Source organism: Longitalea arenae, assembly GCF_016924755.1.
GTDB classification, from domain to species: domain Bacteria; phylum Bacteroidota; class Bacteroidia; order Chitinophagales; family Chitinophagaceae; genus Niastella; species Niastella arenae.
The window spans coordinates 65,227-91,008 of the sequence record NZ_JAFFJX010000011.1 but is presented as its reverse complement, the minus strand read 5'-3'; the positions used below and the strand labels follow the sequence as shown (position 1 = coordinate 91,008).

Below are 25,782 nucleotides of genomic sequence, written 5' to 3'. Positions count from 1 at the left end.
ACATGAAACATTTTTATCTCATAACCCTGTTAGGCTGCTGGCTGATGAGCTGTAAGAAGGATGCGGTGGATGCATTCGGCGAAACGAGTTACGTATACCTCGCCAATAATCTTAGTGATAGTAGCAGCGTAAAGCCCATCGAATATTCTTTTGCCTTCCATCCAGGAGCAAACAAAGATACCATACCCCTGCTGATAAAGCTGATAGGCAGGCTGAGTGATGAGGACAGGCCAGTGGAACTGGCGGTAGATGCATCGAATACGACCGCTTTGCCCGGCGATTACGAGTTGCCTGGTCCTAACGTATTGCGTTCACGGCGCGCTTTCGATACCATTGCGCTGGTGTTGCACAATTCAGACCGCCTCAAAACCGGGAAATTCAAACTCAGGCTCTTTCTTAATGAAAGCACGTTTTTCCGGCTGGGGCCTCCCGGCAACAGGTACATCGACATTACTTTTTCAGACATGATCGCCCGCCCCAAATGGTGGAACGAGGATATGGAAAGACTTTTCCTGGATGCCTATTCCGATACCAAGTACCGGCTCTTCATTGAAGCTACAGGTATTGCCGACCTCACTGGTGCAACCGAAACCGAAAAGCGCGCCTACGCCATCATTTTTCGCGATTTTCTGGCACGTGGCCGCGAAAATGGCGAAGTATATGTAGATGAGCATGGCCAGATCAATGTATCACCGAACTTACTCTGACACATGAAACAGATAACCATCTATAGTCTCCTATCGGGCCTTCTTTTATTGTCTTCCTGTTATAAAGACAAAGGCAATTATGACTATGCAACGCTGAACAAAGTAACAATCCTCATTGATGGGGATGCAAACTATATCACGCCCCGGGTGGCCGATACGCTGCACATCGATCCGCGGTTGATTTACAGGGGCGATACGCTGCGCGCCAGCACACTTACCGAAACCTTTGCATTCACCTGGTATTGCAACGACGAGCAGATAAGCAGTTCGCCGGTCCTGGACTACCCCGTGCGCAAGCTCACCGGGGCAAGACCTTACCTGAAGCTCAAAGTGGTGAATAAAAATGACGCGTCTACTTTCCTCGACGGCGTTACCGTAGATGCCATACCTGCCTATCTTACCGGATGGGTGGTGCTAACAAAAAAGGATAACCGCAGCATCATTTCTTTTATTGACCCGGTAAGTTTTGAGGTGAATGCCGATTTTTATACCACGGTCTCTGAAAAAGAGCTTGGTCCAAACGCAATGGAGCTAAAAGAGATCTGGGCAGGCGCCGGGATCACCAACCCGGGAAATATCCTGATTGTAAGGAACGATGGCGGCGGTAATATAGAGCTGGATGGCATCACCCTGAATGCCATTTCCAATAGCAATAACTTTTTTCTGGGAAATACGCTTCCGCCCGATTTTCGTCCGCGCGGTGAGTTTTATATGTGGGACTACACCCTAATGCTGGATGATAACGGCAATATTTATATGCGCAAGCACGTGGACAACAGCCTTACTCAATCCGGTGTATATCCCAATAAACCCATGTTCATTGGGGGCGGTGTGCAATTCGATAAAGGCTGGGATGGCACTTTCCTGAGCGGTCAAACCCTGCTCTACGATAAAACACAGGGTAAGCTTTTCCTTGCTTCCGACAATGGGGGCGCGGTACTGCCGGTGAACTATATGCCCGGACCGCCGGTACCACCCGGCACAACACTGATCAATGCCATGGATAAAGAACTGGTGTATGTGGGCAGGTTGCAGCAGGGCCGGTTCACCTCTTCTTACTACCTGGTATTTTTCGATGGAACGAAGTATTATCAGCAAAAGGTCATGATCATGGACCAGCGCTTTACAGTGAGCGCTTTGTTTATGGGGGAGACTCCCCTGGGTGCAGGTACCGCCAATGCGCAAAGTGTATTTTGTCAGTTGCCGCGTATCGAAAATTATATGTTCTATTCCGGCGGCAGCGGCAATAAAACGCTTTACCTGCACGAGCAGGGTCCAGGCATGAGCTCGGAATATTTCACCTTTGATTCACCCATTAAGATCATAACTGCAGCACAAAACAATATCATGGGCATAAATACGCATGACCAGCTAATGGTAGCGTTGGAGAACGGTGATGTTTATATTCTTGGCATTTTATCAGATCAGCTGGCCGATCCCTCAAAACGCCTTATAAAGAAAATCGTGCTGAACCAGGGCCTGCCGGTGAGCGGTATGTACAAAACAGGATTTGGCTATTATCAAATGTAAACAACGTATGAATCATCCAATAATAAAAGCGGTTCAGCTGTCGCATCGGTATACTGCACAATGGGCTATCCGCGATATCGATTTTGAAATACCCGTTAAAGGGATCTATGGCTTGTTAGGGTCCAACGGTTCGGGCAAGTCGACCATGATGAATATTATATGTGGTGTATTGAAGCCTTCCAAAGGCGAAGTGTTTATTAATGGTATCGATATTCGCAAGGAACCTATTGCCGCCAAAAGTTTGATAGGATTTCTTCCGCAGCGGCCGCCGCTGCATATAGATCTCAATATTGAAGAATACCTGACACATTGTGCCGGCCTGCGATTGATACCGCGCAAAGAACAGGCGCAGGCAGTGAAGAAGGTGCTTGACCTCTGTGGTATTGCGCATTTCAGAAAACGGCTGATACGAAATTTATCGGGCGGCTACCAGCAACGGGTAGGCATTGCACAGGCGATCATTCATAACCCTGAACTGGTGGTATTGGATGAACCAACCAATGGGCTCGACCCAAACCAGATCCTGGAGATCCGTAACCTTATCAAAGAGATCGCCCGGCAAAGAACGGTCATCCTCAGTACCCACATGCTTTCGGAAGTACAGGCAGCCTGCAGCTACATACTCATGCTGGCGGAAGGACGCGTGGTGTTCTCTGGCAGCATGGATGAATTTGATCATTATGCGGCGCCCGGCACCATTATGCTCACGATGCTGGAGCCACGGGCAGCAGAAGAACTGAAAGGCCTTGCCAATGTACTCGACGTGGAATCACTCGGCGGCTTCCGCTACCGGGTGAAGGTAGACGGCGCCGACGAGATGCTGGAAACGATCATCGGCCACAGTGTACAACGTGGCTGGCGCCTTAAGGAGATCAGTGCAGAGAAAAATTCCATGGACAGCATTTTTGCCACATTGTCTAAAAAACAAACCCGTTCCTGAACGTAGAAATTGAAATAATGAAACAAACGATAAGAATCGCCCGTACCGAATTACAACTGCTTTTTTATTCACCCATTGCCTGGTTGATCCTCATCGTGTTTACCATCCAGGCCAGTCTTGTTTTTACCGGCACCCTCGAAGGGTTCGTCACAACGAAGGAACTGGGATACAAGCTGAACAGTGTTACCCTGAATTTATATACCGATCAATGGAATGGATTTTATGCAAAGCTGCTGGGCTACCTGTACTTCTATATACCGCTGCTTACAATGGGTATGATGAGCCGTGAGCTAAGCAGCGGTTCTATCAAGCTTTTGTATTCTTCGCCCATCAGCGATGCCCAGATCATTTTCGGAAAATTTATGTCCGTTGCCGTATATGCGCTGTTGATGACCGGCATCGTGTTCCTTTTTACGCTGTACGGGGCCTTTGTGGTAGACAATTTCGATTTCCCCGCCACTTTAACCGGTTTATTGGGCATTTTTCTGCTGATCTGTGCGTATGGTGCTGTAGGGCTTTTTATGTCGGGCTTAACATCATACCAGGTGGTAGCCGCCATGGGCACTTTTGCCGTTTTTGCCGTGCTGAGTTATACCAGCCAGCTGTGGCAAAATGTTCCATTTGTGCGGGATATAATGTTCTGGCTGTCGATCAGCGGCCGAACGAATGAGTTCATTGGCGGCATCATCAGCAGTGAAGATGTTATTTATTTCCTCGCCGTTATCGGCCTCTTCCTCGGGTTAAGCATAGTGCGGTTCCGTTCAGTTCGGCAGAAAACGCGTTCGGCGGCGTCGCTGGTGCGGTACCTGTTCGTGGTTGGCAGCGCTGTGCTTATCGGTTACATGAGCTCACGCCCTGCATTGATGTTCTTTTATGATGCCACCCGAACAAAATTGCGTACGCTCACCAGGGCCAGCCAGGATATTGTGAGTAAGGCGAAAGGCGGTTTAACCATTACCACCTATGGCAATGCATTAGATGAAGATCGCTTACTGATCTTTGGTTTACCGCCGTTTGAACTGCAGGACCTGCGCATGTACAGGGAATATCTGCGGTTCAAGCCCGAGATCAAAATGAAATATGTGCATTATTATGCGAAGGGCAACAATGAGAAGTCGTTGAATATGCGTTATCCAACACTGAGCGACAAAGAACGGGTGGGAAAGATCGCCCAGACCTTTGGCCTGGATTCAACGATGTTTGTGCCGGTAAGTGATTTACAAAACATCAAAGAAACGCTGGCCGGCGAGGATTTCAGGCATGTAAAAGTGCTGCAACGCGACAGCGGGCAGCAGTCGGTCTTGCGTATTTTTAATGACCCCATGCTTTTTCCTTCCGAAGCGGAAATAAGTGCAGCCATTAAACGGCTGGTTACCACATTACCTAAAGTAGGATTCGTGGGCGGGCATGGGGAACGCGATTGCATTAAAGAAGGCGACCGCGACTATAACAAGTTTGCCAGGGAAAATACTTTTAGGTATTCATTAATCAACCAGGGCTTCGACTTCGAGCAGCTTACGCTTGACAGGGAAGTACCGGCGCATGTGAGCATCCTCGTTATTGCGGATATGAAAACGGCGCTGCCAGAATTACATCAGCAGCATCTGCGACAATATATTGAGCGGGGAGGAAACCTGCTGATAGCCGCTGAACCGAAGCGGCAGGAAACCATGAATCCTGTTACCGCACTTTTTGGGGTGCAAGTGATGGAAGGCAGGCTGGTAAAACCAAATAAGGACTTTCAGGCTGACCTGCTGTTTGCCCATCCTGCAAAAGAGGCCGGTAAGATCGCCGCTGCATTTGGCCAGATCCGGGAAAACAGGCAGGTAGTGGTAATGCCATCAGCAGCCGGTCTGCTCTACAACGACGCAGCTGCAAAAGGATATACCGCTACGCCTTTGCTGGTAGCCGATTCGGCCGGGGTATGGAATGAATTGGAGACCGTTGATTTTGTAGACGACAGTGCCGTGATGAACCCTGCAGCTGGCGAAGCGGCAGCAGCTGGAACCGCCACTGCCATTGCGCTAACCCGGAAGGTGCATGGAAAAGAACAAAAAATAATTGTACTGGGTGATGCCGATTGTATCAGCAATGGAGAACTTGGCCATTCCCGCAAGGACATATTCCCGGCCAATTTTTTGCTCATCGCGGGAACCTTCAACTGGTTGTCTGACTACCAGGCGCCTGTGGATGTGACCCGTCCTCCTTTCACTGATAACGATATTCATATCGGCAAAACGGGTTTCAAAGTTTCCAGGGTAGCATTTACGGGTGTTCTTCCCGGTATAATGTTGCTCAGTTACCTGGTCATATGGATCAGGCGAAGAAGACAATAATAGCCATGAAACTTACCTACATCCAGGGATCGCGAAAGCGGTCCTTTTTTATTGCCTGTTACAAAGATGGTCGTAAAGGCTGGAGCTGCTTGATTGTTAAAACTACAGTGACAAATACTAATTTTGTGACATATAGCGGCACAGCTTTGGCGCCGGCCGGCAACCATAAGCAAACAACCCCTATTCAGAATAAATTCAGAATTTAAACCTATGTTGCCTGATGAAAATCCTGATCATAGAAGATGAACCGGAACTGGCAGGAAGTATTGCAGCGTACCTGACGAGCGAGCAGTACTTATGTGAACATGCTTCCAGCTTTCAACAGGCCCTGGAGAAAACAGAGCTTCACTGCTACGATTGCATCCTGCTCGACCTGATGCTACCCGGCGGCGATGGCATGAAAATACTACACTATTTAAAAGCGGAGAACAAACAGGACGCCGTTATCATCATTTCCGCAAGAGATTCACTGGAAGATAAGATCACCGGTTTACAGGAAGGCGCTGATGATTATCTCGCCAAACCTTTTCACCTGCCTGAGCTGGCCGCCCGTATACATTCCGTGATCAGGCGAAAATATTTTGGCCATTCGAATGTCATAGAGCAACATGAACTGAAAATTGATCTGCTGGCAAAAAGGGTCACGGTAAACAGCACAGATGTTGCGCTCACTAAAAAGGAATTTGACCTGCTCTTGTATTTTATCAGCAATAAGAACCGCGTGATCTCAAAGAATGCACTTGCTGAACATATTTCCGGTGATCTGGCCGATATGTTCGACAACTATGATTTTGTATATGCGCATATCAAAAATCTTAAAAAGAAACTTTCCGACGCAGGCTGTACCAATTATTTAAAGACCATATACGGAAGCGGTTATAAATGGGATGTATGAAAAAACTAATGAATCATTCCTTAAAAAGATTACTGCTTTATTCAGCACTGGTGCTTGCTATCAGCATACCTGTTTATTATACTGCCATAAGCCTGCTGTGGGAATATGAACTGAAACATGAGCACAACATCATTCTTACTCCTGAAGCGAACCGGGAAGACAGCCTGCTGATCATCGGCGCGGTAACCCTGTTAACGGTCGTTTTTTTCGTGCTTTTACTGGTTGGCTTTATATTCATCAACCGCAGGATCTCGCGGCAACTATGGCAACCATTTTATAACAGCCTTGGCCGCATCAGGCAATTCGATCTGCACCGGCAACAAAACATACGTTTTGATTCAACAGATATCGCCGAATTCAATGAGCTCAATGAAAGCCTCGATAAATTGTTATCGGCCAACATATCCACTTTCAGTCAGCAAAAAGAATTTGCCGATAACGCCTCGCACGAGCTGCAGACGCCCCTGGCTATTGCGCAATCCAAAATGGAAATACTGCTTCAAACCAAACCGCTCACCAGCGAACAATACGAATATATCGAAGATGCCATGAAGGCCCTGACCCGCGTTAACCGGATCAACAAAAATCTGCTGCTGCTCACTAAAATAGAAAACAGTCAGTATAGTGATACTGAATCCGTTGATTGCTCGGGCCTGGTGAGGCAAACAGCCGCTGTATTTGCCGGTCTTTCCCAGGGCAGGGATATAAGTGTCAATGTGCAGGTCAAAGACCATGTTTTAATTGAATGCAACAGGATCCTGGTTGAACTTTTAGTGCAAAACCTCGTCAATAACGCCATTCGCCATAGTGCTCCCGGCACCGTTATAGAAATTAATTTACAGGAAAACCTGCTCGTTATATCAAATAAAGGCAATATGCCACTGGATAAAGATCAATTATTCAAGCGTTTTGCCACGGCTAATGCACATTCGCCGGGCACCGGGCTGGGCCTCGCATTGGTTCAACAAATATGCAATCGCTATCATTGGAAGATCGACTATCGCTTTACAGATAATTGCCATGTGTTTAGCTGGCGGTTCTGATTTCAAATTTTATTCAGAATCAGATGGTACCTCTGTAATATGAAGTACTCGCTCTTGTTACTTTTATTACTTTCCACGGTTATATCGCATGCACAGTCGATCCGGGCGAGCGTAGGGGGCGTTTTGCGAGATTCCGGCACCAAAGCGGTTTTGGCTTATGTTAATATCACCCTGCATCATGCCAATGACAGCTCTTTATTCATGGGCACGATCTCAAATGACAAAGGAAGATTTCTATTTGAAAATATACCCTCCGGAAATTACCTTCTTACATGCAGCTATATAGGTTATGCAGTAAAAACGCAGCCGCTACTGGTTGGAAAACTCAATAATTTCATTGACCTGGGCGCCCTGTATTTAACTGCTTATGACAAATCCATGGCTGCCGTAACCGTTACCGCGCAGAGGGAGCCAATTACCGCCAAAATGGATAAAAAGACATTTTCCCTGGCCGCTAATGTGAGCCAGTCTGGCGGCTCAGTACTCGAAGCTATCAAAAACCTGCCGGGCATTAGCACCGAAGATGGAAAAGTACAATTGCGGGGAAGTGATAAGGTGATGATACTCATAGATGGCAAACAGACTGCCCTCACCGGATTTGGCAGCCAAAGCGGTCTGGAAAATATTCCTGCTTCAGCCATTGAAAAGATCGAGATCATCAACAACCCCTCTGCGAAATATGATGCCAACGGCAATGCAGGCATCATTAACATTATTTACAAAAAAGAAAACCGGGAAGGTCTTAATGGAAAAGTAGGAATTGCAGCAGGGGCAGGCGCATTATGGATAAAGAAGGAGAATTATCCAACGATCAGACCACAGTATACCGCAACACCAAAGATCAATCCATCTGTATCGCTCAACTACCGTAAGCGTACAACGAATATTTTTTTGCAAGCTGATAATTTAAATACAAAAACGCTGAACAGGAATGAATTCGTTGACCGGTACTATGATAATGGCGATACGGTAAAACAGCAAACAAAAAGGAACCGCAGCACCAATATCGTTACGGTTAAATCGGGTATCGACTGGCTCTTCGATGCAAAGAATACCTTTACGCTTTCAGGCTTGTTCAGCAGTGAAAAGATCCTGGACCGCGGCGATGAGCCATTTTTTAACGCAGATCTGAAAGAACGCCGCCGCCTTTGGCAGTTCCTCGAAGATGAGCTAAAAACAACTGCTACAGCGTCTATAAGCTGGCAGCACAAGTTCGAAAGGCCCGGAAGATCGCTGAATGCGAACTTTAACTATACATTCCACCGGGAAGATGAAAAGTACTTTTTTACCAATATAATGCCTGCTTACACGGGACGGGATTCCTTCGCTCTCATTAGCGACGAGCATGTTGCCGACGTAAATCTTGATTATGTACAACCGCTCCGGTACGGACGGTTTGAAACAGGTATCAAATTCCGCAGGCGCTTCATTCCGGTGAACATGCATTTTAAACCAGGTTTCAACTCTGTCCTCGATACCACTGCCGGCGGCTGGGCCGACTACGCTGAAACTATCCCTGCATTCTATGGCAATTACATCCTCGAAAGCAGTCGTTTTGAAATAGAGGCCGGCATGCGGCTCGAGTATGTACATGTGGAATATAACGTAAATCCCCACCATGCTGTTTATAAAAGCGACCGCTATCATTACCTGCAGCCATTTGGAAATATACGGCTGGGTTATAAGATCGATGACAACAATAAACTCTCCCTCTTTTACAACCGGCGCATCGACCGGCCCAATGAAGTGGATATCCGGATATTTCCAAAGTATGATGATGCGGAGATCATCAAAGTGGGCAATCCGGGTCTCAGACCCCAATTTACCAATACGTTCGAACTGGGTTATAAAACGGAATGGACAGGCGGTTTCTTCTTTTCTTCCGCTTACCATAAACGCATGAAGGCAACAATTACCAGGATAGGTTCTGTTGTACCGGGCAGCACGCTCATTTATAATATTTTTCAAAATGCAGGTAAAAGTTATAGCTCCGGTATGGAGCTGCTGATCTCGCAAAACCTGGCGTCATGGGCAATGCTTGGACTTAATATGAATGGATATAAAAACATCATTGATTCTTTTACGGTATTTAACAAATATCCAGCCGACAATATTTATTACGCAACCAAAGCAAAGATCTTTTCTGGCAATATAAAGCTCAATGCAGTATTTCGTTTGCCAAAACATACAGAGGCGCAAATGACCGCCATATACCAGGCGCCGGATCTTGTTCCGCAAGGCAAGACCTTTTCCCGCTTTTCCATTGACGTTGGTGTAAAAAAGATCATCCAGCGCGGCCAGGGCGAATTGTTCCTCAATGCAACAGACGTAGCTAATACACTGCAGCTTAAAAAGGAGATCTACGGCAATGGATTCCGGTATATCAGTACAGACTACTATGAAACGCAGGTGTTCAGACTGGGCTACAATTACAAATTTTAGTTTTAAATGTAAGTATTAAAGGCATGACCAAAGATGACGACCATTACGCGGCTAAATAATATGACACTTGATTGCATTTTATAATACGGCTGCGCGGATCTGCTCGGCACTTCGGGATCAAAAATCGCTTAATCGCGGTTTTTTTTTAGTTTTATACCAATTAAACGTTACCACACTCTTCCACTAATGTAAATTCTATGAATCAAAATGAGTTTGTTAAGGAATTGCTTAATCTCTGTTACGCACCAACCGGATGGTGCCTACAGGCTTACATGGCGACAGGGCAGCTCATGCCTCTCCAAAGGCGGCTGCGGCCGTTCCTCAATATGAATAAACACTACAGGTGCTAAAGGTCTCGGCTTGGCGCTTTGAGTTCGTCAGATGCTGTTGCCTTGCTTTTTTGTGGTGTTCTTTTCTGCGCCAGACGAATCGTCCTTCTCATGTTTTGCCTTGCTTTTATTGCTTGTACTGGGTGCGCCCTTTTGTCTTCTGGGTTCAGTTTCTCCCTTGTGGCTGTTGTTTGTGCTTTTTTGCTTTCTTGATGTGCTCTTTGTCATAAACCGTTTTTTTATATTCATAAAAAAACAATGCCCGGGGTCTTTATATTCATGTTCCGCCACCGGCCTATGCTTTCACCGGGTTTGAAACAATGACCCGCAGAAAGCGCCCTAACTAAAAACGGTGGGTTTTCTTTCAGCATCCTACCTTTGTGCATTATACTAACTATGGCAGGCAATATTTTAATTATAGATGATGAAGAACAGCTGCGGAAACTACTGAGCCGGATAATTTCACTGGAAGGGTTTGCCGTTGAACAGGCCGGCACACTGAAAGTCGCCTGGGATCTCTTGGCCCGGCAGGAACCCGAGATCGTATTGTGCGATGTAAAATTGCCCGATGGGGACGGTGTTCGGTTTGTGAAGGAATTAAAGGAAAAGCATCCGCTGGTCGAGATCATTTTGTTAACGGCTTTTGGCAATATCCCCGACGGTGTGCAGGCTATCAAGAACGGCGCTTTTGATTATATCACCAAGGGCAACGATAATGACCGTATAGTCCCCCTGTTGCACCAGGCATACGAAAAAGCAATAGCAGGAAAGAAGGCGGCTGTAAAAATCAAAGTAAAGGGCGCATATACATTTAACGATATTATCGGCGCAGGCCCATTGATAAAAGATGCTGTTCAATTGGCGCAGAAAATTGCCCCAACAAACGCCAATGTGCTGCTCCTCGGAGAAACCGGTACCGGCAAGGAAGTGTTTGCCAATGCTATTCATGCGCACAGCAACCGGAATGATAAAGCTATTGTCGCCATCAACTGCAGTGCCTTTGCCAGGGACCTGCTGGAAGGTGAATTGTTCGGGCATAAAGCCGGCGCCTACACGGGCGCCACAAAAGATAAAAAAGGTTTGATTGAACTGGCCGATGGCGGCACCCTGTTCCTCGATGAGATTGGTGAAATGAATATCGACCTGCAGGCTAAACTCCTGCGGGTGATCGAAAATGGCGAGTTCATAAAACTCGGTGATGTGAAAACCACTAAAGTTAATGTGCGCATAATTGCTGCTACTCACAGGAACCTGGTAAAAATGATCGAGGAGGCTTCTTTCCGGGAAGATCTGTATTACCGGTTAAATGTGTTTACCATTTCATTACCCCCCTTGCGGGATCATGCTGAAGACATTCCTGAACTGGCCCGTCATTTCCTGGCTTATTATGCAGCCAGGGAAAATAAACCGGTTTTACATATCAGCAATGCAGCTTTGCAACTGCTAAAACAGCATAACTGGAAAGGTAATATTCGCGAATTACGCAATGTGCTCGAAAGAGCCACCATCATGACTGACGGTGATACGATCCAGCCGGAACATTTGCCTTTTGAGATCCAGAAACAGTCTGCCGGTTCTGCAAGTTTAACCCTCGCCAGCGTTGAAAAGGACCATATAGTAAAAGTACTGCGCTATACCAATGGCAATAAAACAAGAACAGCCGCGCTGCTGGCAATCGGCCTTACCACACTTTACAGAAAGATCGAAGAGTACAAGATTCTTTAAATCGAATTTACTGCCTGCCGGCCGCAAACCCTTTCATTTTGAAAAAGCACCCTTTCAAAATGAAAGGGTTTTAATTATTCTATAAATCGAACGCCCGTTCGGCATCTTTTATATCTCCCTGTTTATTAGGTCTTTGTTGCATTCGCTTCATTTTTTTGCAGGACTGGCATCTGGTTGGCTTTTCCTATGTACAAAATGTAAAACAATGCTAACGCTGATCCTTTTTTTATCCGGACTCATTTGCTTTTACCTGTTTTTTAAATCCATTGATTTTTTTGAAAAAATATAAGATCATGATCAACGCATTATTCATTCTATCAATTGCGGTTTTTGGTTACCTGTTGTATGTATTAATCAAACCCGAAAAATTTTGACAAGCTCTTACACATGAATACAGAACTATTTGGTGTAATCATTACATTCTTTCTGTCGGTATTACTGGCTTTTCCGCTGGGAAAATATATTGCCAAAGTATTTAAAGGTGAACGCACCATCACCGATTTTATGAATCCCTTGGAACGACTGATCTTTCGCTTCAGCGGTGTAGATCCTGCGGAAGGCATGAACTGGAAACAGTTCCTGAAAGCCATGCTCAGCATTAACATGCTGTGGTTTGTGTATGCATTCTTTGCCCTCATTTTCCAGAACAAATTGCCGCTGAACCCTGATGGCAATCCGGGCCAAACACCCGATCTGGCGTTTAACACCGCTATCAGTTTCCTGGTCAACTGTAACCTGCAGCATTATTCCGGCGAAACCGGGTTAACGTATTTCACCCAGTTGTTTGTTGTAACATTTCTGCAATTTGTAAGCGCTGCTACCGGCATTGCTGCGCTGGTGGCGGTCTTCAATGGACTGAAAGATAAAAACACCGATAACCTGGGTAATTTCTGGGCCATTCTTGTAAGATCAATTACACGCATATTGTTGCCATTATCGCTGGTAATGGGTATTATACTGGCATTTAATGGTACACCATCCGGCTTCGATGGAAAGGATACCATTACTACACTGCAGGGCGATACCGTGCAGGTATCACGCGGACCTGCAGCCGGTATGATCGCTATTAAACAATTAGGAACAAATGGGGGTGGATGGTTTGGCGCAAACTCAGCGCATCCGTTGGAGAACCCCAACTACTTTACCAACATTATTGAAACCATTGCCATTATCCTCACTCCAATGGCGCTGGTATTTGCGCTTGGATTTTATATCAACCGCAAAAAACTGGCCTATGTAATATTTGGCGTAATGACATTTTTGTGTGTGCTGTTCATTGGCCTCAATGTATATTTTGAAACAAAGGGCAATCCGGCCATCGATAAAATGGGCATCGCCCAGCATATAGGCAGTATGGAAGGAAAGGAGATCCGGTTTGGTTCAGCCGCAACGGCTTTATGGAGCGTGGTCACCACTTCTTCCTCGAATGGCTCAGTGAATGGTATGCACGATAGTCTGACGCCGCTATCGGGTGGCATCCTATTGCTCGACATGATGATCAATGCCCTGTATGGCGGTGTAGGTGTGGGCTTGTTGAACTATTATATCTTCATCATCATCGCCGTGTTCATTTCCGGATTGATGGTAGGCCGTACCCCCGAATTCATGGGCCATAAAGTAGAAGCAAGGGAGGTGAAAATTGCCACGCTGGTATGGTTGTTAACGGCTTTCCTGGTTAAAGCTGGAACCGCAATGGCAGCATATATGGCGGCGCACCACCCTGACCTGGCCTGGTCGGTAAACCCTTCGGCCTGGTTGAATAATCCATCCTATCATGGTTTTTCCGAGATGTTGTATGAATTTACTTCAGCCAATGCCAACAACGGAAGCGGTTTTGAAGGGTTGAGCGACAATAATATTTTCTGGAACGTTACCACGGGTTTTGTATTGATACTTGCTCGTTATATACCCATCATCGGACCGGTCGCCATTGCGGGTTTACTGGCCAATAAGAAATTCATACCTGAATCGCCCGGTACCCTGCGAACCGATTCTATTACGTTTGGCGCAATGACCCTTGCGATCATTGTGGTGGTAAATGCACTGTCGTTCTTCCCAGCCTTGGCGCTGGGTCCGCTGGCAGAATATTTCTCGATAAAATAAGCTGAACTGAATATGTTAAAAAGAAAACGCGAAATAAAATTGTTTGAACCTGCTTTGGTGAATACCGCCATCAAACAATCCTTTGTAAAATTGAGTCCCCGGCTAATGGTAAAGAACCCGGTCATGTTCACCGTAGAGATCGGCACATTTGTAATGCTGGCCGTGGTCATCTGGCAGCTGGCGACACATGATATAACGCAAGGTGCGCTTTGGTATAATATAGTAATATTTGTAATTCTTTTTATAACCGTACTGTTTGCCAACTTCGCTGAAGCGCTGGCGGAAGCAAGAGGTAAAGCCCAGGCTGAAAGCCTGCGCAAAACAAGAGAAGAAACACCCGCCAAAAAAGTGATGGCTCCTGGTGACATCTTTGTAAATGAAATAAAAATAGTGCCTTCCTCGCAGTTGCGCTTAGGTGACCGGTTTGTATGTGAATCTGGCGATGTGATCCCTATGGATGGCGAGGTCATTGAGGGTATTGCGACTATTGATGAATCGGCCATTACCGGTGAATCGGCTCCTGTGATCCGGGAGGCCGGTGGCGATAAATCGTCTGTAACCGGCGGTACGAAGGTACTCAGCGACCGTATCGTCGTTGCGGTAACTACTCATCCTGGTGAAACATTCCTCGATAAAATGATCGCACTCGTTGAAGGCGCCAGCCGGCAGAAAACGCCTAATGAAATCGCATTGACGATCCTGCTGGCGGCGTTCACCCTCATCTTCATTATCGTGTGTGTGACCCTGAAACCCTTTGCCGATTACGCCAATACGCCGATCACCATAGCGGCCTTTATTTCACTGTTCGTTTGTTTGATACCTACCACTATCGGTGGTCTGTTATCGGCCATTGGTATTGCGGGAATGGATCGGGCTTTGCGGGCGAATGTGATCTCCAAAAGCGGTAAGGCCGTTGAGACAGCCGGTGATGTGGATGTGTTGCTGCTCGATAAAACGGGTACCATTACCATTGGTAACCGGAAAGCTACGAACTTTTACAGTGCCGACGGCGTAAGCGAAAAGGCGTTTATCGACCTGGTAGTGTATGCTTCGCTTGCTGATGAAACACCTGAAGGAAGATCGATTATTGAACTGGCGCAAAGAAAAGGCGCCGCCATCCCGAACCTGCGTTCAGAAAGCGATGCCACCTTTGTGAAATTCACTGCCGAAACAAGAAGCAGCGGGCTGAACCTGGCCAATGGCACCAGGATCCGAAAAGGCGCTTTTGACGCTATTCGACATATGACGACTGCAGCCGGTTATATAGTACCTGCAGCAATCGAAGAACGGGTAAAACTGATCTCGGGTGCCGGTGGTACCCCGCTGGTGGTGGCAGTCAATAACGAAATCAAAGGGGTTATAGAATTGCAGGATATTATTAAGCCGGGCATCCAGGAAAGGTTTGAGCGCCTGCGTAAAATGGGCGTGAAAACGGTGATGGTTACCGGAGATAATGAACTGACCGCAAAATACATTGCCAGTAAAGCCGGTGTAGATGATTTTATTGCCGGGGCAAAACCGGATGATAAAATGAACTACATCCGTAAAGAACAGGCTGCCGGCAAACTGGTTGCCATGATGGGAGACGGAACCAATGATGCTCCGGCACTGGCACAGGCTGATGTAGGCGTAGCCATGAACAGTGGTACTCAGGCTGCCAGGGAAGCCGGCAACATGGTAGACCTTGATAATGACCCTACCAAACTGATTGAAGTAGTGGAGATCGGTAAACAATTGCTGATCACCAGGGGTACCTTAACTACGTTTTCCATCGCCAATGACGTGGCTAAATATTTCGCTATTGTTCCGGCATTGTTCATTGCTTCTATCCCGGCCCTGCAACATTTGAATATCATGGGTTTGAAAAGCCCGCAGTCGGCCATTCTTTCAGCGATCATTTTTAATGCTGTTATTATTCCAATGCTGATACCGCTGGCACTGAAAGGAGTCGCCTATAAGCCGGTTGGCGCCAGCGCCTTGTTGCGCCGCAACCTGTTGATCTATGGTGCAGGTGGCCTGATAGTACCTTTCATCGGCATCAAACTCATCGATATGTTACTGGGACTGTTTATTTAAAAATTAAATAATAACGTAATTATGAAAATATTTCTGGTCTCTATAAAGCTCACTCTTATTTTGATCATCATTTGCGCAGGCTTGTTCCCGCTGACCGTTGCGCTCGTTGGTAAACTGGCGCCAGGCCGCGGTAAAGGTGAAATAATTACGGTGAAAGGAAAGGTAGTAGGTTATGCCAATGTTGGACAGAAATTCACCGCGGATAAATACTTTTGGAGCCGTCCTTCTGCGGTAGATTATAATGCTGCCGGATCTGCCGGTTCCAACAAAGGGCCAACCAATCCCCGCTACCTGGAAACCGTGGAGGACAGGATCGACAGTTTTTTGGTACATAACCCTGGAATAAAAAGGGGAGAGGTACCTGCAGAATTGGTAACAGCTTCCGGAAGCGGTCTTGACCCGGATATTTCACCGGCCTCCGCTTACGTGCAGGTGAAACGGGTGGCCGCCGTTCGAGGGTTGTCTGAAGCGAAGCTGAAGTCGCTTGTAGATGCGCATGTGGAAAAACCATTACTGGGAATCTTAGGCCCTTCTAAGGTGAACGTTTTGAAATTGAATGTAGCTTTGGAAGAGCTTAGATAGCTTGTAAAATAAATAACTGAAACAACAAAGATGAAAAGAATTTTAATGGTAGCTGCTTTATTGTATGCAGCTGCGGGATTTGCACAGGATACTACAAAAAGCGAAAACAAAGGACAGGTAAGTTTTAGTGGCTATGCAGAAGTATATTATAGTTATGATTTTGCAAAACCGAAAGATCACAACCGGCCGGGCTTTATTTACAGTCATAACCGCAGCAATGAATTCAATGTGAACCTTGCGTTTGTTAGGGGAAATTATACTGCTGAACGTATAAGAGCCAATATTGCCCTGGCGGTGGGAACATACATGAATGCAAACTATGCTGCTGAACCGGGGGTATTAAAAAATGTATTTGAAGCAAATGTAGGCTATAAACTAAGCCGTACCAAAAATCTATGGCTCGATATGGGTATCATGCCGTCGCATATTGGTTTTGAAAGCGCCATTAGTAAAGATTGCTGGGCGCTGACTAGGAGCCTGGTAGCTGAAACTTCTCCCTATTACGAAAGCGGTGCAAAACTTACCTATGGAACAGATAATGGCAAATGGTCGTTCAGCGTACTTGCACTGAATGGCTGGCAACGAATTCAACGGGTGGCGGGTAATTCATTGATGAACTGGGGAACGCAGGTGCAATTCAAACCAACCGACAAACTGACCCTGAACTATAGCAGCTTTTTAGGAACCGATAAACCAGACAGTGCCAGGCTTTGGAGGTATTTTCATAACCTGTATGGGATCTTTCAGTTGACCGATCAAATTGGATTGACCCTTGGTTTCGATGTTGGACAGGAACAAAAGACTAAGGGTGAAAGCAATATGAATACCTGGTACTCACCATTGGCTATTCTGCGGTATACACCGGTTGATCACTGGGCTTTTGCCGTTCGCGGTGAGTATTATAGCGATGAAAATGGTGTCATTGTTAAAACCGGCACACCGAATGGTTTTAAAACGGCTGGTTTTTCAGCCAACGTTGATTACCAGCCGGCAAAGTACATTGCCCTGCGTATTGAAGGAAAAATGTTCAACAGCAAAGACGAGATCTTTTTAAAAAGTAATGAAAGCCTTACGGGCGCCAATACTGCTGTAACTTTTTCAGCGGCAGTGAGCTTTTAATTAAGGAAGCTGTGCCATGCTATTCGTGGTGAGCAAGCGGAATTCCGGCACATCTCAATGGCCTCTAAAAATACGAGCATGCCCAACGATAAAGACCAACAGGTTCAGCCTTTCCTTAAGATGGCCAATAAGCTGTCACGCGGCAAACTGAAGATCTACATTGGTATGAGCGCCGGTGTGGGAAAAACCTACCGGATGTTGCAGGAAGCACACGATCTGCTGCGTAAAGGGGTAAATATAAAGGTCGGTTATGTGGAGACCCATAATCGTAAAGAAACGCATGCATTGATAGAAGGCCTGCCACTGATCCCACGGCGGCAGGTCTTTTACAAAGGAAAGCAATTGGATGAACTGGATGTGCAGGCGGTTTTGCTGTTACATCCTGACGTGGTGATCGTGGATGAGCTGGCGCACAGTAATATTCCCGGCAGCAAAAATGAAAAGCGCTGGCAGGATGTGATCGAGATCCTGGATGCAGGTATTGATGTGATCACAGCCATTAATATTCAGCATCTTGAAAGTATCAATGATAATGTGAAACAAATAACAGGCCTTGAAGTAAAGGAAAGGGTGCCGGACAAGCTTTTGCAGATGGCCGATGAAGTGGTGAATATCGACCTTACGGCACAGGAGCTGATCACCCGCCTGCAGGAAGGAAAGATTTATGACCACCACAAAGTGCAGCAGGCACTGACAAACTTCTTTCAACCCGAAAAAATACTTCAATTGCGCGAGCTGGCCCTTAAAGAAGTAGCAGGCCAGGTGGAACGAAAAGTAGATTATACGGTCATTAAGAACAAAACATGGCGACACGAGCGGTTCCTGGCCTGCATTTCTTCTTCCCATGAAACGGCGCAACGCATTATAAGGAAAACAGGTCGCCTGGCATCTTACTACAATGCCGACTGGTTTGTGCTGTACGTACAAACGCCTAAAGAAGAGCTGGATAAAATTCCGCTCGCTGCCCAGCGGCACCTCATAAACAATTTAAAATTAGCCACAGAATTGGGGGCCGAAGTGATTCAGGTCAAAAGCAAAAGTATTTCAAACGAGATCATTCGAACCGCTATTGATAAGAAGATAACCACCATTTGTATTGGCAAACCGCATTTGAACTTATTTCAGGTAATTTTGAAGACCAACCTGTTCAACCAATTGTTAAAAACCTTATCGGTAAAGGATCTTGATATAATTATATTATCGTGATGGCAATCAAACTTAAAACAAAACTGGCCCTGGGTGTTGGTTTCCTGTTTGTGCTCCTGCTGCTGGTAGGCGGGGTAAGTTTTTATTATTTCAACAAGATCAGTACTGAGTCGAGCGATCTGCTAAAAGATAATTATGAAAGCGTAGCGTATGGCCGCAAGATGCTTGATGCATTAAACACCTGGGAAAAAGAGCGGGATAGTGCCCGGACAATATTTGAGCAGAACCTGGCTGCCCAGGAAAACAATATTACCGAGTATGGCGAAACGACGGTCACCAGCGCCCTGCGTCATGATTACAACCAATTCCTGCAGCACGACGATTCTATGGGGCTGAAAATTGCCCTGCAGAAAAACGTCAACAGCGTTATCCGGATCAACCTGGATGCCATCAGCGAAAAGAATGCGACCTCACAGCAAGCGATAGAAAATGCCAAAGTGATCATCACCATGATCATTACTATGTGCCTCTTGATCGGTTTTACCTTCATGGTAAATTTTCCCGGCTTGATCGCCAATCCCATTTCAAAGCTCACCGAAGGTATTCAGGCCATTGCCAACAAAGATTACAGCCAGCGTATTCACCTCGACCGCAAGGATGAGTTCGGCGACCTCGCCAAAGCTTTTAACGATATGGCCGAACAATTGAATGAATACGAGCATAGCAACCTGGCCAGGATCATGTTTGAAAAACAGCGGGCCGAGACCGTTATTAACTCTTTGAAGGATGCCAGTATCGGCATTGATAAAAGCGGCATTGTATTGTTTGCGAATCAACAGGCTTTGCAGCTCTTGAATGTAAAGGAAGCAGATATCATAGGTAGAAAAGAAGAGGATGTTCAACAGCGCAACGACCTTTTCTCTTTCCTTACAAAGGAAGAAAACGCCATGCCCTTCAAGATCGTGGTGAACGATAGGGAGAATTATTTTACTAAGGAACAGATTGAAATTAAGCAGGAAGAACAGACGACAGGCCACGTGATAGTATTGAAGAACATAACGCCTTATAAAGAACTCGATGTGGCAAAGACCAATTTTATAGCTACCATCTCGCATGAACTGAAAACGCCACTGGCTTCTTCCGATTTCAGTCTGCGCCTGCTGGAAGATGAGCGCATCGGCACATTGACCACAGAACAAAAGGAACTGGTGCAGAGCCTGAAGGAAGATAACCAGCGGCTCTTGCGCATCCTTAGCGAATTACTTGATCTGTCGCAGGTAGAAAGCGGTAAAATACAATTGAACCTGCAGCCGGTGGTAATAACAGATATTATCAGTAAAGCATTGGCCGCCGTACAGAATGCCGCCAAAGAAAAGAATATTCATATTAAGCAAGAGGTCTCAGACAACTTGCCAGCCATGCTGGCCGATGCAGAAAAAGCAAGCTGGATCATCAATAACTTTCTTACCAATGCCATCCGCTATTCAGCCCGGAACGATCAGGTAATCATAAAAGCCCATAAGCGGGACGAACAGCACATTGAGCTGGGTGTGCAGGACTTTGGGATTGGTATCGACTTCTCCTTACAGCAAAAGATCTTCGACCGGTTTTACCGCGTGCCAGGCATTCATGAAAAAAAAGGCACTGGGTTGGGTTTGGCCATCAGCAAGGATTTTACAGAGGCGATGGATGGCGAAATTGGTGTAGAATCAAAGCCGGGCAGGGGCAGTTACTTTTTTTGTCGGTTTAAGGTGGTAAAATAGAGTTCTAGCCTTCAAATAATGTTGTTCATCAAATCAAGACGCACGTATGAGAACCTTAAATAAGGCAAAAGACGGTAAGGTTTAAACAGCAATTATTCATTTGCCTGAACTGTGTAATTTATAAGGATCCGCCAATGAAAACCTTGCCCAGGATCATCTTAAACGCTGATGACTGTCATTGATTTGATAGAGAAATATAATGTAATTTCATAATGGTTGGTTACTCATTAAGAGTTGCGTGTGTGGTGGGATGGAACCGCCACACACCACCTGGAGAGATGGCAGAGTGGCCGAATGCGGCGGTCTTCTAGACCGTTGACCGTAACAGGTCCGGGGGTTCGAATCCTTCTCTCTCCGCAATATAAGTAGATACTGATGAGAACGGGCTGGATATCTATCCGGCCCATTTTTGTTTTTGATCAAATGAAACAAATAGGCAACAAAATGATACGTATTGACAAAGTGCTTTAGGGAAGTTTCGATAACTTTTAAATAGTTTATTCACATTAACCATTTAAAATTTATCTAATGACACAGAGGACTTTCCTTTTGACTGCTGCCGTTATTCTTAGCTGTGGCTTTAGCTTCAAAGCCACTTCCTCATTCAGCCCTTCTCATACCGCAAAGGGCACGCATGCGCCGGCTTTTGCCTGGAATTTCATATATGCTTTTGGCAATGGTCCTGTTCCGGGCTTAAGCTGGTCGGGCAATTACCTGTATATTTCTTCCGGCAATTACACGGTATATTCCGCACATGGATATGCGTTCCTTACCCCGTCTACCCCCGTTTATTGTAATGCCGTAGATAATGCAAATACCTATGTACAGGTTTGGCCAACCGGCAGCAGTAATGTTTCTTACTACGATTTTCAGGAATATTAGCGGTCTGCTCATTGGGCTGCAAAATAACTTTAGCATGTAAGCCGACAGGCCAGCAAATAAAAAAAGGAAAGCCATCCAAGGACAGCTTTCCTTTTTTAGTGAATTAACTGCATTATTGCGGATACAGGATCTGTGTAGCCAGCACATCGGCGGACGTGAATCCATTCCAGGGAAGAACAAATGAGTTCATCACTGAGTTTGGATCTGAGGTGGGCGTACCCGGAATGTGTATGCCCGAAGTTTGATTGGTGTGGTGGAACCCAATGGTGTGACCAAATTCGTGTGTAATGGCAAACAGTTTCTGGCTTGCTGCCAGGCTGTTGTAATTGGAGTTGATCTCCACGCTTACACCCGGCCGGCCGCTGGAAGAAGGCAGATAAGCCCTGGCAATCCAATTGGCAGCCTCATACCCCATAAATACCCGGCAATGCGCACCTGACTGACTGGATACGATGGACATGCCCAATCTCGATGAGGGAACTGCATTCCAGTTATTTACAGCACCCTGAATCGCAGTTCTCCAATTAGATGGAACGGCAGGATCGATGTAAATGGTAATGTTGCTGTTGTACGAATTGCTAACGATGTAATTGTGCCGGCGCTGTTCTGTTGCAACGCTCTTCCATTCGGCAATCCGTTGTTCCAACTCGGGAAAACTTAAAATAATGTCTTTTTCTACAATAACCCGGTCGTTCTCGAATACGATCTGCTGTTGGTCAAATCCCTGGCTGGCAAGATAACTGATAATTTCTTCCGTGTTCGCCTGATTGGCTGGGTCTTCAGTTTGTACAGATTTTTTAGAGCAGGAAGCGATCAGTAGTAAAGTTGCGGTTAGGAAAAGCATAGAATTGGTTTTCAATTCTCTCATGTGATTTGTAATCATACTGTAAGGTTTTAAATGGTTGGTAATAGAATAAAATTACCAATTTTGACGAGCAAGTCATTCACCAAATTTCACACATTTAGAAATCTTTTTTAACCGCTTTTCACTTATCGGGTACTAGTTAACGTGAATGTTGAAACGCCAATGCGCACATCCAAAGGTAAAACAAGGTTTAACCCCGGAAAACCGGCGGAACCACTTCAGCAGGATCAAGAAATGGCGCAACAGGATGGCCACTTCCAGTTGGCCGACGGCCTTCGTATAAGTGTTGTAAAAGCGGATTAAGATCTGGCTAAATCGCGGCTGACTTCTTTGAATGCAGGGAAGCCCATGGCATCTGCCCACAGTGCAAGCAACTTCTCTCCGGGAGGATGGAGCGTAGCTGAGAACTATGAAGTGAATCAATTTGGAATTGGTTTGGTAACGATCGCTGCTGGGGGAATGAACGACGGATCATGCAGGTCGTTCATTGGTATACGTTGAGAAAGATTTTTATACGTCTTTGGGAATAAAAGACTGTCCGCCAGTTGGCGGACGGTGTTTTTTACAAGGACGGCGCAACGAGGCTGTTATTTAACATGCACAACATCCGTTGCCATCAGCCCTTTCGGCCCATGCTGTACCATGAATGTTACCTTGTCATTCTCCTGGATGGGCGAGGAAAGATCATTGGCATGAACAAATATTCTTTCGCGTGTTTCGGCGTCAACGATAAAACCAAAACCTTTCTGGGTATTAAAAAAGGAAACTGTGCCTTGCCGTGGCAGATCTGCCACTCTGTCTTCGGCTTTTGGTACACCGATAACCATGTCTTCCTGGCGGAATGTTTTCTTTTTCCTTGGATCTGGAGGTCTGTCAGTAAGATTGCCGTTTTCGTCAAGATAGGCCATCATGTCTTCGAGGCCTTTGCTTTTTTCATTGGCCTTCCTTTCTTTCATTTTCTGTCTTTTGTCCTCTTGTTTTTTTTGTCGCTGTTTTTCGCGCTCTCTTTTTGCGAATGTATCCTGGGATCTTGCCATAATAAATATTTAATGCGTCCTGCATAGCAGGAATATTGTTTACGTAACCGACGGTTATTATACCGCTTATGTATACTAATGAATTGCTCAGAAGCAGCTTATGATCTTGCCTTACTAAGTGTCGTGAAGATTCAAAACAGGTGCAGGGAGGAAAATAAGAGTTTAAAGATACGAATAATAAATTAGATTTTCATTTTTATTAAGCGTAGCTTTAATCGATGGCTTATTGTGTAATATCCTGCCGTGAATTTCTTTCCCATACACATACCTGGTCAAATTCTTATAATTAGTTAAAATTATCTACTATGCGCCTATTCATCAGCAACTTGAACAAATTTACCACTACCTCTCAAATCGTAGCACTCTTACTTCCTTTTGGCCTGGTAAAATCGGCTCAGCTTGTTATCAATACCAAAAACGGCTTTTCAGAAGGAAGAGCTATCGTTGAAATGGAATTTAATGCAGGGCAATCAGCCATTGAAGAACTCAATGACTTCCGGTTTATGAATTGCTTTATAAAAGTAGAAAGAACTTCCGCCGCCTTAGTTTCTTAATGCCCTGATCGTGTGATTTAGAGGCATATAATAAATACGCTCCGCAAAATCAATTTCATCTGCAACCCGCGTTGTAATGTCCGTGATCGCTTGGGCCGCTTCTATGGTGTGTCAGCTATAATACTCTTTTTTTCTCCATTCGGAAGGCATAAAAATTGAAGCGAGTATTATAAACATTGTTTATGCAACAAATGCATGTACCAGAGGAAGATATTATTACCATTGATTTCGATGCCGGGGATATTCCTGCCTCAGTGAGAGAATTCAGGCCCATGGTTTTTCGGGAAGCAGACCGTTTTTGCTGCATCCTGGGCCCTGATCCCGAAATAGGCATTTTTGGAAGCGGTACATCTATAGAAGAGGCCTTGCGCGACTGGGATAACGATTTCAAAAGGAGAATACAAAATCTGCAACCTGCTTACAATGAGGTCGACCAGTACCTCCAGGATACACTGAATACTACCAAAGATAAGGTGTGGTAGGGCGATGCCTGCTACCACCATTACACCACATGTTCTGAAACCAATGGCAGGGCAAACGGGATTAATAATACCAGGATTTAGTTGGAACTGTAATAATTTTGCCCGCAAACAGGATGCGGTGATAGAAAATCTTACAAACCATATCAGAAAGTTCTGTCCAATTGAAGCGGAAAAGATACACCTGCTCGAGTCCTACTTTGAGCACCGGACGTATAGAAAGAAAGAGGTTTTGCTAAGCGAAGGACAACGGTGTCATGAGAAATACTTCATTGTCAAAGGCTGTGTACACCTGTATTACTTAAAGCAGAACGGGGTGGAACAAACGACCGACTTCGCACTGGAGAACTGGTGGACCTCGGATTTTATGGCTTTCCAAACCGGTTCCATGGCCCAGTTTTCCATTCGTGCTGTAGAAACTACCCAGGTGCTGTGCATTACGGCCAACAGCCAGCGCGAATTGCTGAAACAGGTGCCGGAACTGAACGCCTATTTTCATCTGGTCTTTCAAAAAGCATACGCCGCTTCTCAAATAAGATTCCGGCTTTTATACGAGTTCTCAAAAGAAGAATTATACCGGAACTTCTATGAGCAGTTCCCTCAATTTGTTCAGCGTGTTCCCCAGTATCTGTTGGCTTCTTTTCTCGGTTTTACCCCCGAATACCTGAGTGAGATCAGAAAGAAATACCTTTCTTAAACCAGTTTAAGAAGCGTTCCATTTCTGCTTACGAGCTTTGTGTCGTAAACAAAAATGTTCAATTATGCTTAATGTTATTAAACACCGCTTAGATGTTTGGAAAGAAGAACCTTTGTATTGGAATCAGATCGCCGCGATGGACAAACGGCTATATGCTTCTTCCATTCCCAGGAGCCTGATAGAGCTTATCAAGATCCGCGTTTCACAGATCAATAAATGTGTTTTTTGCATCGACTACCATACCCTGGAAGCTTTAGAGCAGGGAGAAACGCCCCGCAGGATCTTTGCCCTTACAGCCTGGCAGGAAAGCCCCCTGTTCAGCGATGTGGAAAAAGGCGTTCTTCAGATGGCCGAAGAAATAACGCATATTTCCGTTCATGGCGTTGCTGACGCCACCTACGAAAAGATCAAAACGCATTTTAATAGTAAGGAGATAGCGGATATCATTGTCTGCATCTGCCACATCAACTTTCTGAACCGCATAGGGATCTCAACAAAAACGGTGGCCTCTTAACAACTAATTGTAAATAAT

The 25,782-nt window shown here is 45.7% G+C and carries 23 protein-coding genes and 1 tRNA gene; 21 read left to right on the top strand and 3 right to left on the bottom strand.

Going from position 1 to position 25,782, the window contains the following annotated elements:
* Positions 1 to 2: 2 nt before the first annotated feature.
* The 7 genes from JT717_RS20130 (at position 3) to JT717_RS20100 (ending at position 9,893) form a co-directional block, all read left to right on the top strand.
* Complete coding sequence (locus tag JT717_RS20130) at positions 3 to 707, top strand: DUF4843 domain-containing protein (RefSeq protein WP_205512838.1); 705 nt, start codon at positions 3 to 5, stop codon at positions 705 to 707.
* Between the two features lie 3 nt (positions 708 to 710).
* Positions 711 to 2,237: a PKD-like family lipoprotein gene (locus JT717_RS20125; RefSeq protein WP_205512837.1), complete on the top strand. Its 1,527-nt coding sequence runs from the start codon at positions 711 to 713 to the stop codon at positions 2,235 to 2,237.
* A 7-nt stretch (positions 2,238 to 2,244) separates the two neighbouring features.
* A complete protein-coding gene (locus JT717_RS20120) occupies positions 2,245 to 3,177 on the top strand; it encodes an ABC transporter ATP-binding protein (protein WP_205512836.1) in 933 nt (310 codons plus the stop codon).
* A 17-nt stretch (positions 3,178 to 3,194) separates the two neighbouring features.
* Positions 3,195 to 5,513, top strand: coding sequence for a Gldg family protein (locus JT717_RS20115; RefSeq protein ID WP_205512835.1), 2,319 nt, complete (start codon positions 3,195 to 3,197; stop codon positions 5,511 to 5,513).
* Positions 5,514 to 5,733: 220 nt separating this feature from the next.
* Positions 5,734 to 6,408 carry a response regulator transcription factor gene (locus tag JT717_RS20110; protein ID WP_205512834.1) on the top strand — a complete coding sequence of 225 codons (675 nt, stop codon included), beginning with the start codon at positions 5,734 to 5,736 and terminating at the stop codon, positions 6,406 to 6,408.
* A complete protein-coding gene (locus JT717_RS20105; protein ID WP_205512833.1) occupies positions 6,405 to 7,451 on the top strand; it encodes a sensor histidine kinase in 1,047 nt (348 codons plus the stop codon). The genes JT717_RS20110 and JT717_RS20105 overlap by 4 nt, the downstream gene beginning before the upstream one ends.
* 39 nt (positions 7,452 to 7,490) lie before the next feature.
* Positions 7,491 to 9,893: a TonB-dependent receptor gene (locus JT717_RS20100; RefSeq protein ID WP_205512832.1), complete on the top strand. Its 2,403-nt coding sequence runs from the start codon at positions 7,491 to 7,493 to the stop codon at positions 9,891 to 9,893.
* A 377-nt stretch (positions 9,894 to 10,270) separates the two neighbouring features.
* Here the strand turns inward: JT717_RS20100 and JT717_RS20095 are convergent, their stop codons facing one another.
* The gene (locus tag JT717_RS20095) at positions 10,271 to 10,450 is read right to left on the bottom strand and encodes a hypothetical protein (RefSeq protein ID WP_205512831.1); all 180 of its coding nucleotides are present in this window, start codon (positions 10,448 to 10,450) and stop codon (positions 10,271 to 10,273) included.
* Positions 10,451 to 10,618: 168 nt separating this feature from the next.
* On the opposite strand from JT717_RS20095, the gene JT717_RS20090 reads away from it, so the two are divergent.
* The 10 genes from JT717_RS20090 to JT717_RS20045 all read left to right on the top strand — a co-directional run bounded on the left by JT717_RS20090 (position 10,619) and on the right by JT717_RS20045 (position 21,618).
* Complete coding sequence (locus tag JT717_RS20090) at positions 10,619 to 11,947, top strand: sigma-54-dependent transcriptional regulator (RefSeq protein ID WP_205512830.1); 1,329 nt, start codon at positions 10,619 to 10,621, stop codon at positions 11,945 to 11,947.
* A gap of 293 nt (positions 11,948 to 12,240) precedes the next feature.
* Positions 12,241 to 12,321 (top strand): K(+)-transporting ATPase subunit F, encoded by an 81-nt coding sequence (gene kdpF / locus JT717_RS20085; RefSeq protein ID WP_205512918.1) that lies wholly within the window; start codon positions 12,241 to 12,243, stop codon positions 12,319 to 12,321.
* 13 nt (positions 12,322 to 12,334) lie between these two features.
* On the top strand, positions 12,335 to 14,050 hold the full coding sequence (gene kdpA, locus JT717_RS20080; RefSeq protein ID WP_205512829.1) for a potassium-transporting ATPase subunit KdpA: 1,716 nt from the start codon (positions 12,335 to 12,337) through the stop codon (positions 14,048 to 14,050).
* Between the two features lie 12 nt (positions 14,051 to 14,062).
* On the top strand, positions 14,063 to 16,126 hold the full coding sequence (gene kdpB, locus JT717_RS20075; RefSeq protein WP_205512828.1) for a potassium-transporting ATPase subunit KdpB: 2,064 nt from the start codon (positions 14,063 to 14,065) through the stop codon (positions 16,124 to 16,126).
* Between the two features lie 21 nt (positions 16,127 to 16,147).
* The gene (locus JT717_RS20070) at positions 16,148 to 16,708 is read left to right on the top strand and encodes a K(+)-transporting ATPase subunit C (protein ID WP_205512827.1); all 561 of its coding nucleotides are present in this window, start codon (positions 16,148 to 16,150) and stop codon (positions 16,706 to 16,708) included.
* A gap of 30 nt (positions 16,709 to 16,738) precedes the next feature.
* Positions 16,739 to 17,827: a porin gene (locus JT717_RS20065; protein ID WP_205512826.1), complete on the top strand. Its 1,089-nt coding sequence runs from the start codon at positions 16,739 to 16,741 to the stop codon at positions 17,825 to 17,827.
* Positions 17,828 to 17,905: 78 nt separating this feature from the next.
* Positions 17,906 to 19,033 (top strand): sensor protein KdpD, encoded by a 1,128-nt coding sequence (locus JT717_RS20060; protein ID WP_205512825.1) that lies wholly within the window; start codon positions 17,906 to 17,908, stop codon positions 19,031 to 19,033.
* Entirely contained in the window at positions 19,033 to 20,736 is a 1,704-nt protein-coding gene (locus JT717_RS20055) for a sensor histidine kinase (RefSeq protein WP_205512824.1), read from the top strand. The genes JT717_RS20060 and JT717_RS20055 overlap by 1 nt, the downstream gene beginning before the upstream one ends.
* 272 nt (positions 20,737 to 21,008) lie before the next feature.
* A tRNA-Arg gene (locus JT717_RS20050) sits at positions 21,009 to 21,093 on the top strand.
* A 171-nt stretch (positions 21,094 to 21,264) separates the two neighbouring features.
* Complete coding sequence (locus tag JT717_RS20045) at positions 21,265 to 21,618, top strand: hypothetical protein (RefSeq protein ID WP_205512823.1); 354 nt, start codon at positions 21,265 to 21,267, stop codon at positions 21,616 to 21,618.
* A gap of 112 nt (positions 21,619 to 21,730) precedes the next feature.
* Here JT717_RS20045 and JT717_RS20040 read toward each other — a convergent pair whose 3' ends face one another.
* Positions 21,731 to 22,462 carry a M57 family metalloprotease gene (locus JT717_RS20040; protein ID WP_240348292.1) on the bottom strand — a complete coding sequence of 244 codons (732 nt, stop codon included), beginning with the start codon at positions 22,460 to 22,462 and terminating at the stop codon, positions 21,731 to 21,733.
* Positions 22,463 to 23,070: 608 nt separating this feature from the next.
* Positions 23,071 to 23,520, bottom strand: coding sequence for a cold-shock protein (locus JT717_RS20035; RefSeq protein ID WP_205512821.1), 450 nt, complete (start codon positions 23,518 to 23,520; stop codon positions 23,071 to 23,073).
* Positions 23,521 to 23,825: 305 nt separating this feature from the next.
* Here JT717_RS20035 and JT717_RS20030 point away from each other — a divergent pair, with 305 nt between their 5' ends.
* The 4 genes from JT717_RS20030 (at position 23,826) to JT717_RS20015 (ending at position 25,764) form a co-directional block, all read left to right on the top strand.
* On the top strand, positions 23,826 to 24,074 hold the full coding sequence (locus JT717_RS20030) for an RNA recognition motif domain-containing protein (protein ID WP_205512820.1): 249 nt from the start codon (positions 23,826 to 23,828) through the stop codon (positions 24,072 to 24,074).
* Positions 24,075 to 24,256: 182 nt separating this feature from the next.
* Positions 24,257 to 24,556, top strand: a complete 300-nt coding sequence (locus JT717_RS20025) for a hypothetical protein (RefSeq protein ID WP_205512819.1) — start codon at positions 24,257 to 24,259, stop codon at positions 24,554 to 24,556.
* A gap of 43 nt (positions 24,557 to 24,599) precedes the next feature.
* The gene (locus JT717_RS20020) at positions 24,600 to 25,250 is read left to right on the top strand and encodes a Crp/Fnr family transcriptional regulator (RefSeq protein ID WP_205512818.1); all 651 of its coding nucleotides are present in this window, start codon (positions 24,600 to 24,602) and stop codon (positions 25,248 to 25,250) included.
* 64 nt (positions 25,251 to 25,314) lie between these two features.
* Complete coding sequence (locus tag JT717_RS20015) at positions 25,315 to 25,764, top strand: carboxymuconolactone decarboxylase family protein (protein WP_205512817.1); 450 nt, start codon at positions 25,315 to 25,317, stop codon at positions 25,762 to 25,764.
* Positions 25,765 to 25,782 lie beyond the last annotated feature (18 nt).